This is a genomic window from Pseudomonas sp. KCJK9058 (assembly GCF_046230975.1).
In the GTDB taxonomy this organism is placed as follows: domain Bacteria; phylum Pseudomonadota; class Gammaproteobacteria; order Pseudomonadales; family Pseudomonadaceae; genus Aquipseudomonas; species Aquipseudomonas alloputida.
Genome location: NZ_JBJJLR010000001.1, coordinates 134,090 through 148,921, shown reverse-complemented (window position 1 = coordinate 148,921; position 14,832 = coordinate 134,090). Strand labels below are relative to the sequence as shown.

Below are 14,832 nucleotides of genomic sequence, written 5' to 3'. Positions count from 1 at the left end.
TGTAAGGGTGTGCTGGGGGAGCGGTTTACCTGTGCCGGCCTTTTCGCCACGGGTTTGCCACTGGCCCCGAGCCTTGTGCAATACCTGTGGGAGCGGGCATGCCCGCGAAGAGGCCGGCTCAGCCAGCTAGGCACTCAAGCCATGTCGCTGATGGCGAACTCCTCAGCCAGATGATCAATCAGCGCCCGCACCGAAGGCAGCAACCCACGTCGCGATGGGAAGATCGCATGCACGATGCCGCAACGCGGGTGCCAGTCCGGAATCAGCTCAACCAGACGTCCCGCCGCCAGGTCCTCACGCACCGCCACCCGCGGCAAGTGTGCGATCCCCACTCCGGCTACCACGAAGTGGCGCAAGGCAAACAGGTCATCAGTCACCATGCGTGGTGTATGCGGGATGACGATGCTGCGGCTGTTGTCCTCACCCTGGAACAGTTCCCACTGGTACTCGCGCTGTGCACTGCCCCAATGCACGCTGGGTAGTGTGCCCAGCAGCTGTGGGTCAAACCCTTTGGGCAGTTGCGCCAGGTATTGAGGCTGGCCGACCAGGCACTGGGTGCTGTTGCTCAGCACCTTCATCACCATGTCAGTGTTCTCCAGCGGCGGAAAGCGCACCCGCAGGGCGATGTCGAAGCCCTCGTGCAACAGGTCGACACGGCGGTTGGTACTTTCGATGAACAGCTCCACCTGCGGGTACTTGAGCATGTAGCGGGTCAGCATCGGCCCGACCCAGGAGTTGAGCAGGGTGGTCGGGCAACTGATGCGCACCAGGCCGCGCGGTTCGCTGCGGTTGCGCTCGATGATTTCCGCCGCGCCCTCGGCCTCCACGCGCATGGCCAGGCAGCGGTTGTAATAGGCCTGGCCGATTTCGGTCAGCGAGCAGTGGCGGCTGGTGCGGTTCAACAGCCGCACACCCAGGCGGTCTTCAAGGTCGGCGATTCGCCGGCTGAGCTTCGACTTGGGCATGTCCAGCGCCCGCCCGGCCGGGGCGAAGCCGCCATGTTCGACGACCTGGGTGAAGTAGTAGAGGGAGTTGAGGTCTTCCAAGGATCGGTCTCCGGGTATTTGGTTGCCTGTGCCGGCCTCTTCGCTTGTAGGAGCGGCTTTAGCCGCGAAGAGGCCGGCACAGCCCCTACAAATCCATCGTTCATAAATCAGAACGCTAAAGCCAGATTCTGCTAACTACCGCCGCAAAGGTGATGATTTTAATCTGTGCCCATCAACGCGAAACACCCCGGATTGCTGAAAAATTCATAACCCTTGGGAGCACAGACCATGAGCAAATTCACCTACAACCGCCTGAACAAAGACGACGCTGCCGTACTGCTGGTTGACCACCAGGCTGGCCTGCTGTCGCTGGTGCGCGATATCGAGCCGGACAAGTTCAAGAACAACGTGCTGGCGCTGGCTGACCTGGCCAAGTTCTTCAACCTGCCGACCATCCTCACCACCAGCTTCGAGCAAGGCCCTAACGGCCCGCTGGTGCCGGAACTGAAAGCCCTGTTCCCTGATGCCCCGTACATCGCCCGCCCAGGTCAGATCAACGCCTGGGACAACGAGGATTTCGTCAAGGCGGTGAAGGCGACTGGCAAGAAGCAACTGATCATTGCCGGTGTGGTGACTGAGGTCTGTGTAGCTTTCCCGGCCCTGTCGGCCCTGGAAGAAGAGTTCGACGTGTTCGTGGTGACTGATGCTTCCGGCACCTTCAACGAGATGACCCGCGATGCTGCGCATGACCGCATGAGCCAGGCGGGTGCCCAACTGATGACCTGGTTCGGCGTGGCCTGCGAGCTGCACCGCGACTGGCGCAACGATGTCGAAGGGCTGGCAGCACTTTGCTCCAACCACATTCCGGATTATCGCAACCTGATGACCAGCTATAACGCGCTGACTGCGGGTAAGTAACACTAAGTAACCTGATGGGTAGCCTCCCCTTGGGGCTACCGTTGACTTGATCGTAGAGTGTTGTTAGCGTTTGAACTGAGCGCGAAACCAGCTGCCATTCAGCGGTAAAAGCTGGCGTAGGAACCCCGTCGATGGCTGAATCATCAGCGTCGGGTGAGACCTCCACACCCCTGCTTGAGGGTGTGTATATGAATATCAAGCGCAAATACAGGGCCACTGGTGACAGTGGCCCTTTTCTTTTCTTGGCAGAAAATTGTACCGCTTGTAGAGCAGCAGCCCGTGGCGATGTTTGTTCAGTGCTTTTGCATCGCACTGCATGAAATTCCACAGCGTTTTGCCGTTGTCGAGGGTCACGATTACCAGCATCTGGCGCTTGGTTTCGTAGACGCCGATGAAGGCCAGCCTGAAAGTGTCATTGGTGTAAGCGACCTGCCATACCTCAAATGGTCCGATTAACGTATCCAGCGCTACCTTTACATAGCGTTCCCGGGCGTCCTGTCTCTTCTCGACGATGTGGTAGATACAGCTGCGCTGAATCCGGATGTCGCCCAGTGGGCTGCTGATGCTGACTACCTCAACGTTTTCGCTGTCCAAGCCCAGATGCCGTGCAGCAACCTCGACTGCAGCGTCATGCGAATCAGCAGGCGCTAGTTCTTCGATAGCCTGGGCGCGTAGTTCACGCGCAAGTGTTCTGAGGTCGGGTAATTGTTCGTCCAGCCAGGAGTTCTGGCCTTTCTTTTCGGCATTTTTTGCGGCTGGGCTGTTGGGGGTCAATGAAATACCTGACTGGGAACAGTCGCTGATGTGGCGGCGGCCAGGTAAGCCTATGGCGAAGGGGGCCCCCTAACAATCAGACGGAGGGTGACGCGTTGTGTAGGGTATTTCCGGCATTTGGGCAGAGCAGGCTAGTCATTGCAGCCTGCTCAGGGCTGATGTAAATCACTTCAACTTACTGGCTGTGACTCAATCCCATCCAGCAATGCCTCAACCAACCCTTCTGCCATTTCGAGTGCGTTCAGGTTGCTCCAGAACAGGCTCTTGCCTGTGTCATCCAGATGCTCCAAGGCTTTGTAGCCACAGTCGTAGGCGTCGCGCAGGTATTGGGCGACATGCACCAGGGCATCGTGGGCGGAAACGCCGGGGTTTACGGTGAACAATGGGGGATGGCCGGCATCGCAGCGGCTGAAAGAGCGTTGTGTGGTGTTGGGGAGGGGTGGATCGGGGACAATCTTTTTCATAGCCAAACTCCGATAGAGGTTGGCCGGCACCATCCGTTTCCACGCGAAGGGTGGCGGCTGCACGCGGGGTGGAAAGCCGGGCTATCGGAACCCCGGCAGGCCATTCGGCCTCCCGCGCGCAGCTGCCATGACAACTGCCATTCCGATTACCTGCCGGGTTTCCACACCCGATCGCTGAACCGACAGCGACCCGGTCAGCCTAGAGAGCAGGCCTTCCCTGGACAATCAGACGGGCGTCGACACGGTGTGTAGGATAATTCCTTGGGATTGGCGTGAACGTAGGAAATGGTTCGCGGGGAAGTAGGACCTAGCTGAGAATTAGACGATTTTTTGATGGTTTTTGTGTGTTCGCGTCATGGCGGCGAGGTGATCGTCAGGACATTGCAGGATGGCTTCCAGGTGCCTGGCGATAGTTTTTGGGCGCCCATGAGATCGAGCGCCGCCCGCGCGGCGCTTCGCGGGTAAACCCGCTCCTACGTTTGTTTCTGGCCAGTCCCTCCTGTGCCAGGCGCGCGCGACCGCCTTGTTTGTACGACGCGATATCGAGGCGTGCGCCAGGGGGCTCGCGTGCGCGTCCCACAGGAATAACTGGCCCGAAACAAACGTAGGAGCGGGTTTACCCGCGAAGCGCCGCGCGGGCGGCGCTCGATCTCACACGCACTACAACCCTCAAGGCATGCGCCAAAAGGCCTCAATCCGCATCCGAATCAAACAACCTTTCCAACTCCACCCGCGCCTCCTTGGCCGTCTGCATCACCTTGGCCCGGTCATCACGCACTTGCCCCTGGGCCTCCAGCACCTCTTCGTCATGCTGGGTGAACCGCGCAATGCGGTCCGCCGCCTGTTCATCGCTCAGGCCCAACCCCACCAGTGCCCGGCGAGTCATTTCCAGGCTGGAATAAAACGTCTCGCGAATCGGCTCGGCGCCCACATCCGCCAGTTTGTGCACATGCTGTCGGTTGCGCGCCCGGGCCAGCACCTTCAGGTGAGGGTACAGACGCTTCACCCGTGCGGCGGTGTGAATGGCGGCTTCAGGGTCATCAATGGTGATGATGAAGTACTCCGCTTCACCCACCTTGGCGGCGTGCAACACCTCCGGGCGCAGCGGGTCGCCATAGAACACCGGCACCTGTTCGAACATACGAGTCATCTCGATGGTGTCCACCGAGGTTTCCAGGGCAACGAACGGGATCTTCTGTGCCCGCAGGATGCGCGCGACGATCTGGCCCATGCGGCCCATGCCGACGATCACCACCCGCGGCGTATCCGTCTGGATCTGCTTGTATTGCTCGGGCACTTCACGCGCCGGTTGCGGGCGTTTGAGGGCGCGGGCGCAACCCAGCATCAGCAGCGGGGTGATGGCCATCGACAGGGTAATGGTCATCAGCAGCAGGTCGTAGGTCTGGGTGTCGAACAGGCCCTGGTCCTTGCCCAGCTTGAACACCACGAAGGCGAACTCGCCACCGGCCGCCAGCACCATGCCCAGGCGCAGGGCGCTGGCGCTGTTCAGGCCGCCGACCCAGCGGCCGACGCCTATCAGCAACAGCAGCTTCACGGCCACCAGCAACAGGGTCAGGCCCAGCACCACCAGTGGCATTTCCAGCAGCAGGCGCAGGTTGGCGCCCATGCCCACGCTGATGAAGAACAGCCCCAGCAGCAGGCCCTTGAAGGGTTCGATCTGCGATTCCAGCTCGTGACGGTATTCCGAGTCGGCCAGCAGCAGGCCGGCGAGGAAAGCGCCAAGGGCCATGGAGATACCCGCTTCTTCCATCAGCCAGGCGGTGCCGATCACCACCAGCAGTGCGGTGGCAGTAGACACCTCCGGCAGGCCGGTGCGGGCCACGGTGCGGAACACCGGGCGCAACAGGTAGCGACCGCCGATGATCACCACGGCGATGCTGGCGAATACCTTCAGGCCGTGTTGCAGGCTGTCGCCTTGGCTGGTGTCCGGGCCACTGGCGGCCAGCAGCGGTACCAAGGCGATCAGCGGAATCGCGGCGATATCCTGGAACAACAGGATGGCGAACGCCAGACGGCCGTGCGGTGCATTGAGCTGCTTGCTCTCGGCCAGGCTCTGCAGGCCAAGGGCGGTGGACGAAAGCGCCAGGCCCAGGCCGAGCACGATGGCTGCTGGCAGCGTCTGGCTGAAGCCGAACAGGGCGATGGCGCCGATGACTGCACCGGTCAGCACCACCTGGGCAGTGCCGACACCAAACACCGACTTGCGCATCAGCCACAAGCGTTTGGGCGACAGTTCCAGGCCGATGATGAACAGCAGCAAGACCACGCCCAGTTCGGAAATGTGCGCCACGCTTTCTGTGTCGCGGATCAGGCCAAGTGCTTGCGGGCCGATGATCACACCGGCGAGCAGGTAGCCGAGCACGGCACCCAGTTGCAGGCGCTTGGCCAGGGGGACGGCGAGGACGGCGGCAAGCAGGAAGATCACCGCGGTTTGCAGAAGGCTGCCTTCGTGTGGCATTGGCTCGTACTCCATGAGCTGCCGGGGCAGCGTTCGAACAGTTTGACGGACAATTCTGAGGGGTAGGGAGGGGTCAGACAATCATCTGACGGGAAGAAACATTGTCCTGTTCAGGGTGACAATCGGTGCCGGCGCCTACCCAGGCTTCAAGGCCATTGCTGTCTCTGTGGGAGCGGGCGCGCCCGCGAGGAAGGCAGCGCTAATCCGACTGTTCACTGCCACCAAACTGTGCCCGATACTGCGCCGGCGTCATGCCAATTCGCTCAAAGAATACCTTGCGCATGTGTCGGTCACTGCCAAACCCGCACTGCGCCGCCACCACCTTCATCGGCAGGTCACCGCATTCGAGCAGCTTGCGTGCGCGATCGATGCGCGCATTCTGCAGGTACTGCAGCGGCGTAATGCCCACCTCACGCTGAAACGTCCGGGCAAAGTTGCGCCCGCTCATGGCCACCAGTTCGGCCATTTTCTGCACGGTGAACGCCTGCTCGATGTGGTCGACGATATAGGCCTGTACCCGGGCAATCGGCGAGTCATCGCGTGGTACCGCAGCCAGCAACGGCCCGTAGGGTGTCTGCCCGCCCTGACGGTGGCGGGCAACCAGCAGTACCTTGGCCACTTCCAGGGCCAGCGCCTTGCCATGGTCCTCGGCCACCACCGCCAATGCCAGGTCGATCCCAGCAGTGATACCGCCCGAGGTGATCAGGCAGCGGTCCATCACGTAGATCTGCTCGGTCTCCACCTTGGCCTCGGGGAACGCCTGTGCCAGGCGCTCCACGTAGTTCCAGTGGGTGGTACAGCGATAGCCATTCAGTAACCCGGCCCGCCCCAGCAGGAACACCCCGGTGCAGATGGCGCCGAAGCGCTTCGCCTGGCGTACGGCCTTGGGCAGCCAGCGCTCGATCCCTGGCAGGGCGGTGTCATAGGCCCCTGGGCCGCCCGGCACCAGCAACAGGTCGACGGCCTCCGGCAAGTCCTCCAGGCGCTGGTCTGCCACCACCTTCAGGCCGCATGAGCCGCGCACCACTGCTTGCCCCTCGGCCAAGGTCAGCAGCCGATATTGCCGTGCTGCAGGCAAGAACCGGTTGGCGATGGCGAATGCATCCATGGGGCCGGTGACATCCAGCAGTAGCACATCGTTGAACAGCACCATGGCCACGGTGCGGTGGGCGGGTTTTTCCTGCATGCCTCTGTCGCCTTGAATGCCGGCCGCAGGTAGCGGCCAGAAGCTGAATACGAAACGCATCTTAAGATATCGGCAAAACGCCCAGGGCCAGCAGCGCACAATTAACAACAATTCAGGTTTGGCTCAGGACTTCGTCATGTGCCGGGGGCGAGACTTTCTGCATTGAACAGGAGAGTCGCCATGTACCCTGGGACGCCCGAAGCGCCGCTGCAACCCCCCGGCGCACTCACGCCCGCGCGGCTGCGCCGGGCCAAGGAGCTGATGTTGCACAGCCCGTTGTCGATCATTGAGATCGCTGCGGTATGCAACCTCACACGCAGCCACTTTTCCCGCGCCTTCAAAGTCAACACCGGCCTTTCGCCGCAGGCCTGGCGCCTGCTGGCGCGCATGGAAAAGGCCAAGCGCTTGCTCGCCACCGAGGCGCCTATCACCCATGTGAGCCTGGAGTGCGGCTTTTGTGACCAGGCCCATTTCACCCGCGCTTTCAGCCGCCTGGTCGGCCAGCCACCCAAGGCCTGGCGGCAGGCGCAGGTACTTTCTTAAGCCGAAGCTATCCACCGGTATAACCCCCTGCGGACAGTGCCCGCCCGTTATCCCAACCCAAGGAGTCACCCCCATGAGCCAACCCGATTACAAGCGCCTGAACAAAGACGACGCCGTGGTGCTGCTGGTCGACCACCAGACCGGTCTGATCTCGCTGGTGCAGGATTTTTCGCCCAACGAATTCAAGAACAACGTGCTGGCCTTGGGCGACCTGGCCAAGTTCTTTGGCCTGCCGACCATCCTCACCACCAGCTTCGAGCAAGGCCCGAATGGCCCGCTGGTGCCTGAGCTGAAAGAGATGTTCCCGGATGCGCCGTACATTGCCCGTCCGGGCCAGATCAACGCCTGGGACAACGAAGACTTCGTCAAGGCAATCAAGGCCACGGGCCGCAAGCAACTGATCATCGCCGGTGTGGTGACCGATGTGTGCGTCGCCTTCCCGACCCTGTCGGCGCTGGCGGAAGGCTTTGAAGTGTTCGTGGTGACCGATGCCTCGGGCACCTTCAACGAAACCGTGCAGCAAGCGGCTTGGGTGCGCATGACCCAGGCGGGTGCGCAGATGATGAACTGGTTCTCGGTGGCCTGCGAACTGCACCGCGACTGGCGCAACGACATCGAAGGGCTGGGTAACCTGCTGTCGCAGCGTATTCCCAACTACCGCAACCTGATGAACAGCTACGCGGCGCTGGCCTCGCGCTGATGTAATCCTGTATTGACCTCTTCGCGGATAAACCCGCCCCTACAATGGCCGCGCCGACTGTAGGCGCGGGTTTACCCGCGAAGAGGCCGGCATAGGCTATGCGTGACGCACAGGCAGACTGAAACGAATCCGGCATCCACCCAACTGCGACACCAGCGCCTGCAACTGCCCGCCGTGGGCCTGGGCCACTGAACTGCAGATCGCCAAGCCCATCCCCATGCCACCGGTCTTGGTGGAGTGAAAGGCATCGAATACACGCTCCCGCTCGTCCGCCGCGATACCCGGCCCGTTGTCGTCCACGCAGACCTCCACCCCATCCTCGACCACCGCCGACGCAATCTTCAGCACCCCGTCACTGCGATACCCCGACAACGCTTCCAGGGCATTGGTAATCAGGTTGAATACCAACTGCTGCAACTGCACCGGGTCGGCTGTCACGCACACCCCGGCCTTCAGCTGCGTCTGCACATCCACCTTGCCCTTGGCGGCGTCGGCCGAGGTCAGGCGCACCACCTCGCGGATCAATTCGTCCAGCTTCACCGCCTTGAGTTGCATCGGTGACTGCTTGGCCAGGGACCGCAGCGCCCGCACGATGTTGCCGGCCCGTTCGCTGTCGTTGCGGATGTCTTCCAGGCCGGCAATTGCTTCTTCCAGGTCGGGATTGGGGCGTTTCAACCAGCGCAGGCTGGCCGCGGCATTGGAGGCGATGCCCAGTAGCGGTTGGCTGATCTCGTGGGCGATGGACGCTGACAGCTCATTCATCGCCTGCAAGTGCGCACTGCGCGCCAGTTCCGCACGCGAGCGGCGCAACTCAGCCTCCATCTGTGCGCGGATCTGGTTTTCTTCGGCCAGGCGTGTGTAGAACTTGGCCGTTTGTAGCGACACCGCTGCCTGTGAGGCGAGGATTTCCAGCATGGCCAGGCGCTGACCGCCGAACAGGTTGGGCACAAGGCGGTTTTCCAGGTACACCAGGCCGATCAGCACGCCTTGGATCACCAGCGGCAGGCACAGTACCGAGCGGGCGTTGCGCGCCTGCAGCTGTTGGCGGAAGGCCTCCGGGCACTCACTGAGGGCATCGTTGAGAACCAGCGGTTTGCGGGTGCGCATGGTGGTGTTGATGACTGACAGCGGTGCCTGGGTCATGAACTTCTGGCAGTTGTCCATGCTCACGTGCAGCCCGGCATCGTCGATGTAGGCCAGGGCGGCCATCTGGAATTCGGCGCCGCTTACAATCAGCAGCGCGCCATGGTCGGCGCCGGAGTGCTGGGTCAGGTGGCCCATCAGGGTTTCGATCAGGCCTTCGAGCAGCACTTCCTCGGACAGCGCCCGCGCGGCTTCGATGCCGGCTTCGAGGTCCAGCCTGGCCTGGTGGGTGGCACGGTGGGTCTCCTGAATCGGCTGGGTGCGCAGAAACGGATGCAACGTCTCAAGCTGGTGCACCTTGCCGGTCGCGCCCCAGATATGGAAGCAGTCGCGGGCGATACGCAGGTGCAGGTTGGCGCCGGAGATCAGGCCGCTGGGGATGCACACCTCGGCCAGCTGTTCGTGGGCCAGTGCCTGCTCGTGGATGAAACCGGCAGCGGTGGCGGCGATTTGCGCCTGGTCGAAGCAGCGGATCGCGGCCAGGCCGTCGCCTTCGAGCTTGGCGATGACGCCCTCGATCAGCAACTGCTTGCTGCGGAAGGTGGCCGGGTTGAAGCCGGCCCAGCGGCTGAAGCGCTCGCGCAGGGCCTGCAACTGGCGCAGCTTGTCGGCAAGACTGCCCGGGGCCTCGGGGCTGCCCAGGGCCAGGCCGCGGAACAGATGATAGTCAGCCAGGTTGATGTGCGCCGGTGCCGCCCAGCTGTTGTCACCGGCCAATGCCAGGTCGCGCATGGCCTTCGGGATATTGCCCATGTAGAAGGCGCACATGGCGGCGAACAGGTGCTGGAAGAACCGCGTGGTGGGCGACCTCGAGGCGGTGGCCGGGGCGGGGCAGGGCGTGCCGCTCAGGTTGGCGACGAACGCTTGCTGGGCCAGCAGGATCTGCTCGATATCGCCGTAGCCGTGGCGACGCACAGTGGCCAGGCCTTGCGCCACTTCCTCGACCACGTCCGGCAGGTAGCGGCCCATGAACAGCGAATCTGAAACCAGGTGGTTGCAGGCATAGCAGCTCATCGCCAGGTCACCGCTCAGGCGCGCCGAGTCGACCGCGTCCTGCGCGGTACGTCGGGCGAATTCCATGGGCGAGGTCCAGGCGCTGACCTGGTCCAGGGCCAGCAACGCGCTGGTCAAATCAGCGTCGAAACCGTGCCGCTCGATCAGCTTGAGCGCGGCCAGGCAACAGGCATGGCCATCATGGTAAGCGCCAAAACGCTCGGCAATCATCACGCCGTACCAGGCCATGCCGTAGGTGCTGCCAGGGGCAACGCCGTGCAGTAGCGACATCTCCATGAGCTTGGCCAGGTGCAGGAAGCAGATGTCGTCCTTCACGAAGAAGGATGATGACAGAGTGGCCAGCAGGCTGATGGCAACCGTCACTTCCTCCGAATCGGTGCGCGGCAGTGACTCCAGGCAATGCCGGTCCTTCTGTTCGATCAACGCCTGCACATGGGCATGACTGGCCTCGACCTCTTGCCAGTCGACGCCCCGCACCGGGCTTATGCCCAGCAAGTCCAGGCCGTCCAGGGCGCTGTCGATAGCCGCCTGATAGTCACCGTGCAAGGTGTACAGCAGTGCCTGCAGCCGGCACGCCCGCGCCTGGTCCAACACCGAGCGGGCACGCTGGCGGCATTCAGTGAGGCGGGCCTGCGCTGCGATCGTTCGCGACAGTTGCATGTCGCACTCCGTCGCCATGCAGGCGACGGCAAAGCCATGCGTGGCGCGGCTTTCCAGCGTGGCGCTGTGGTGCAGCAACTGCTCGGCGGTGTGCAGGTAGCCAGCGGCCTGTTCGAAGGCGCCGGTGTCGCGTGCGCGGGATGCGGCTTCGCGTAAAAGCTGCAGGAACGCTTCGCAGTCATCCGCTGCAAACCCGCATGGGCTGGCGCGTTGCAGCTGGCTGGCGAGCTCGAACAACACCTCGTGCGTTCGCCCTGGCCAAGCCTGACGCATGGCCAGGGCGATGCGTGCATGCAGCGAGGCGCGCTCGTGCACGGGCGTGAGTGCATAAGCGGCCTCCATCACCCGGTCATGAGTGCAGCCTAAGCCATTCTGGCCCGGTTGCAGGAAACCGGCGCGAATCAAGGCTTTCAACGGTTCGCCCGGCGGTTGGGCGAGTACCTGCCGAAGCAGGCGTTCATCGCAGTGGCTGCCCGCCGCGCTGACGACCCGCAACAGGTCGCGTTGCGGTGCAGTCAGGCGCTCCAGGCGGTGGACCATCAAGTCGGCGACATTGTCGGAATAGCAGTGCCGGGCCACGGCCTGCAGGCACCATGACCAGCGCATGGCCTGGGTGTCGAAGATGAACAGCTGGTCTTCGACCATGGCCCTGAGTATCTGGTTGATGAAAAACGGGTTGCCCGCCGTCTTGCCGTGCACCCGTTCGGCCAGCTGATATGCGTCTTCAGGGGCAACATGGAAGCGCTCGCCAATCAGCTCGGTCACTGCCCCCACGGCCAGTGGCCGCAGGTTCAGCGTGGTGCTTCGCACCGTTGCGGGTATGGCCAACGGTGCGCTGGTGGTGGGCGTATCGTTGCACTGGGTGACAATCAGCAGCAGGTTAGCCGGCACGTTAGCCAGCAGTTGGGCCAGCAGTTGCCGGGTGGCGTCGTCGGCCCATTGCAAGTCGTCGAAGAACAGCACCAGCGGTTGGCCAGGCCGGCTGAAAACCTGCAGGAATTCAATGATCGCGTGCAGTTCCTTGTGCAACGCAAGGCGCGTGGGCTTGGCGGGTAATTGGGGCAAGGGGCCGAGAATCAGTTGCAGGTCCGGGGCCAGCTTGCCGAGCAGACGACCGTGACCTTTGATACGGCGCTGGATTTCGCGGCGCAAGGTGACGAGGTCCTGACTGTTCTTGGCCAGCAACTGGGTAGTCAGGGCACCGAGTACTTCGATCCAGGGCGTGTAGGGCACTGCTTGGGCGTGGCTGTTGCACGTGCCGACGGCCCAGTAACCTTCGGCGTTGGCCTTGAGAGCTGCTTTGACCAGGCTCGACTTGCCCATGCCAGCAGCGCCGTAGATGACCAGGGCTTGTGGTTTGCTGTCGCGATGCAAGGCCTTGAGCAGCAGGGCGATAGCCTTTTGCTCGGCGCTGCGGCCATACAGGCGTGCGTGGTCGGGCGCTACCGGGTCGGCGCAGCCTGGGGTGAAGGGTGCCATGGTTTTGTGGGCGGCCCACTGCCGCTGGCAGTGAGCCAAGTCCACTGCAAAGGCGCGCGCGCTCTGGTAGCGGGCGTCCGGCTCTTTGGCCAAGGCCTTTGCCAGGACCAGGCTGAGGGGGGGCGGCACCTTGCTGTCCACTTCGCTGGCCGCCCGCGGCTGCACACCAGCATGCAGCTGTCGCCAGTGCTGGGTGTCGCGCCCGGCCAGCGGCAGTTCGCCTACCAGTAACTGGTAGAGGATTGCCCCCAGGGCATAGATATCACTGCGTCGGTCGCTGCTGCTTCCGTGCGGGCAAACCTGCTCCGGCGCCAGGTAGGCCCAGTTGCCGAGCGGGGTGCCCTGTTCGCTGATCCGTTCTGCTGGGTCGGCGCGAAAGAAGCCCAGGCGCACCCGCTGGTGGGCGCGCAGGTACACATGTTCGGGCTGCAATGTACCGTGCAGCGCATTGCGTTCGTGCGCTTGCGCCAACGCATGGGCAGCGTTCACCGCGATGTCGAGAAACGGCTCCAGCGCCGCAGGGCCTTCAGCAATCAGGTCGGCGACTGAGCGTCCGGCCGGGTACACCAGTAACGGGCCTTCGGCCGAGCGCACGAACGCCGAGGGGATCACCGCCCACTGCGGGTCCAGTTGCAGGCGGTAGTCACGCTCCAGGCGCTGACAGGCGGAAGGTGCCTCGAGCGGCGCGCGCACGGCGATCCAGGCTTGATGTGAAGCGGGGTCGCGCAGGCGGAAATAGCTGAGCTCACCTTCCTGGCCCAGCGGGCTGATCTCGCACCGGTTCAGCCAGCCCTCGTCGATTGACTGGTCGTAATCGATGGGCCTGTGGGCAAGGCGTTCATCGAGCATAAAGCACCCCCGCTAGCGACATCCTGAGGCGCGAGTATACGCAGCGGGCCCAGCGTGGATGCGGGTTACAGCCTGCTTGGCAGGAACGGGCACGCTGTTGTCCGTTATCGTCCCCTGAGGGCTGGCGGGCTTTTGTATAGTCCTTTGGCCAACCTATCCCTCGGGATAATTGTCTGAACGCGTACGCTGGCCTAGGCTGCCCAGGGCAGCGAAAACGCCTGTGCCCGCGCGAGGAAGCCATGATCCGAATAGGCAATGCCCAGGTGTCGCTGGAGCGGCGCGAAGTCTTTGTCGACGGCAAGCCGATCCTGTTGGGTGGGCGTGCTTTCGACGTGCTGGCCACGCTGATCAGGGCCAAGGGCCGCGTGGTCGGCAAGGACGAGTTGTTCAGCCAGGTGTGGTCCGGCACGGTGGTCGAGGACAATAACTTGCAGGTTCAGGTGTCCTTGCTGCGCAAGGCCTTTGGCGACCGTAGCCTGATCCAGACCGTGCCGCGCCGGGGCTATCGCCTGGCCGCGCAGATCAGCCTCGAGGTGCCTGGTCAGGCACTGGGCAGGTCATTGCTGCGCAGCCTGGCCGAGACTGTCGAGCCGCTCGATGAGCGCGTGAATGTGCCGGTGCTGGTGGTGGATGACGACCCGTCAGTGCGCACCGCGTTGGGCCGGCTGTTGCGCTCGCAGGACATCCCGCACCACTTGTTTGCCAGTGCCGAGGCGCTGTTCGAGGCCCGCCTGGAAACCCCCTGTGCCTGCCTGCTGCTGGACATGCACTTGCCGGGTACAAGCGGCCTGGAGGTACAGGATGCGCTGTGCCGGCTGGCGCTGCCCTGGCCGATCGTGTTCATGACCGGCTTCGGCACCATCCCGATGACCGTCCAGGCCATGCGCGCCGGGGCGGTGGAGTTTCTGACCAAACCGTTCGATGAAGACCAGTTGCTGACCCTGTTGCAGGCAGTGCGCGCCCGTGCCGTGGCCGAAGGCCGCAAGTGGCTGCAGGCGCGGCAGGTCGAGGAAAAGTACCAGCGCCTGACTCAGCGTGAGCGCCAGGTTTTCTCGCTGGTGGTAGGCGGCTTGTCGCACAAGCAGATCGCCAGGCAGATCGGCACCAGCGAGGTGACGACCAAGGTGCACAAGAAGAACATCATGAACAAGATGCAGTCCCGCTCGCTGCTGGAGCTTGCGGCCATGCACAACCTCCTCGGAGCGCGGTCTGCGAGCCTGGGCGGCGCATGAGCAGAGGGGTGTGCATCGTCGACGACGATGCCTCGGTGCGCAAAAGCCTGGCCAACCTGCTGCGCTCGGCGGGGTTCGAGACCTTGTCGTTTTCCGCCGGGCACGCCTTCCTGGCCTCGCCACTGGCGGGCGAGGCGGGTTGTGTGTTGCTGGACCTGAAGATGCCGGGAATGAGCGGGCTGGAGGTACAGCGTGAGTTGGCACAGCGGGGGAGGCGCTTGCCGGTGATCTGCATGTCGGCACATTGGGATGATGGCTCGGTACGGGCAGCGATGGGCCTTGGGGCACTGGCCTGCCTGGGCAAGCCATTTTCTGAAGAGGTGCTGCTGAAGGTGGTTGAAGAGGCTTTGGCTGGCGGTCAGTGAGGTATGGCTGTTCCGGCCTCTTCGCGGGTAAACCCGCGCC

The 14,832-nt window shown here is 63.1% G+C and carries 11 protein-coding genes; 5 read left to right on the top strand and 6 right to left on the bottom strand.

What is annotated here, in order from left to right:
* Positions 1-134: 134 nt before the first annotated feature.
* The gene (locus ACK59Z_RS00680) at positions 135-1,046 is read right to left on the bottom strand and encodes a LysR substrate-binding domain-containing protein (protein WP_010955764.1); all 912 of its coding nucleotides are present in this window, start codon (positions 1,044-1,046) and stop codon (positions 135-137) included.
* A gap of 228 nt (positions 1,047-1,274) precedes the next feature.
* Here ACK59Z_RS00680 and ycaC (ACK59Z_RS00675) point away from each other — a divergent pair, with 228 nt between their 5' ends.
* On the top strand, positions 1,275-1,904 hold the full coding sequence (ycaC, locus tag ACK59Z_RS00675; protein WP_012274792.1) for an isochorismate family cysteine hydrolase YcaC: 630 nt from the start codon (positions 1,275-1,277) through the stop codon (positions 1,902-1,904).
* 195 nt (positions 1,905-2,099) lie between these two features.
* Here ycaC (ACK59Z_RS00675) and ACK59Z_RS00670 read toward each other — a convergent pair whose 3' ends face one another.
* From ACK59Z_RS00670 to ACK59Z_RS00655, 4 genes are all read right to left on the bottom strand, one after another.
* Positions 2,100-2,678, bottom strand: a complete 579-nt coding sequence (locus tag ACK59Z_RS00670; RefSeq protein WP_108191100.1) for a PBECR2 nuclease fold domain-containing protein — start codon at positions 2,676-2,678, stop codon at positions 2,100-2,102.
* 170 nt (positions 2,679-2,848) lie between these two features.
* Positions 2,849-3,142: a hypothetical protein gene (locus tag ACK59Z_RS00665; RefSeq protein ID WP_108191101.1), complete on the bottom strand. Its 294-nt coding sequence runs from the start codon at positions 3,140-3,142 to the stop codon at positions 2,849-2,851.
* Between the two features lie 691 nt (positions 3,143-3,833).
* The gene (locus ACK59Z_RS00660; protein ID WP_409292090.1) at positions 3,834-5,621 is read right to left on the bottom strand and encodes a monovalent cation:proton antiporter-2 (CPA2) family protein; all 1,788 of its coding nucleotides are present in this window, start codon (positions 5,619-5,621) and stop codon (positions 3,834-3,836) included.
* Positions 5,622-5,820: 199 nt separating this feature from the next.
* Positions 5,821-6,807, bottom strand: coding sequence for a GlxA family transcriptional regulator (locus ACK59Z_RS00655; RefSeq protein ID WP_409292088.1), 987 nt, complete (start codon positions 6,805-6,807; stop codon positions 5,821-5,823).
* A 180-nt stretch (positions 6,808-6,987) separates the two neighbouring features.
* Between ACK59Z_RS00655 and ACK59Z_RS00650 the strand changes: the two genes are divergently transcribed.
* Together ACK59Z_RS00650 and ycaC (ACK59Z_RS00645) are read left to right on the top strand one after the other, a co-directional pair.
* A complete protein-coding gene (locus tag ACK59Z_RS00650; RefSeq protein ID WP_033726508.1) occupies positions 6,988-7,350 on the top strand; it encodes a helix-turn-helix domain-containing protein in 363 nt (120 codons plus the stop codon).
* A gap of 73 nt (positions 7,351-7,423) precedes the next feature.
* A complete protein-coding gene (gene ycaC, locus ACK59Z_RS00645) occupies positions 7,424-8,050 on the top strand; it encodes an isochorismate family cysteine hydrolase YcaC (RefSeq protein WP_003253573.1) in 627 nt (208 codons plus the stop codon).
* Positions 8,051-8,146: 96 nt separating this feature from the next.
* On the opposite strand, the gene ACK59Z_RS00640 is transcribed toward ycaC (ACK59Z_RS00645), so the two are convergent.
* Positions 8,147-13,195: an AAA family ATPase gene (locus tag ACK59Z_RS00640; RefSeq protein ID WP_409292085.1), complete on the bottom strand. Its 5,049-nt coding sequence runs from the start codon at positions 13,193-13,195 to the stop codon at positions 8,147-8,149.
* Positions 13,196-13,434: 239 nt separating this feature from the next.
* Between ACK59Z_RS00640 and ACK59Z_RS00635 the strand changes: the two genes are divergently transcribed.
* Both ACK59Z_RS00635 and ACK59Z_RS00630 read left to right on the top strand, forming a co-directional pair.
* On the top strand, positions 13,435-14,427 hold the full coding sequence (locus tag ACK59Z_RS00635) for a response regulator (RefSeq protein ID WP_004575820.1): 993 nt from the start codon (positions 13,435-13,437) through the stop codon (positions 14,425-14,427).
* Positions 14,424-14,792: a response regulator transcription factor gene (locus ACK59Z_RS00630; RefSeq protein WP_173881306.1), complete on the top strand. Its 369-nt coding sequence runs from the start codon at positions 14,424-14,426 to the stop codon at positions 14,790-14,792. The genes ACK59Z_RS00635 and ACK59Z_RS00630 overlap by 4 nt, the downstream gene beginning before the upstream one ends.
* The last annotated feature ends 40 nt before the right edge of the window (positions 14,793-14,832 follow it).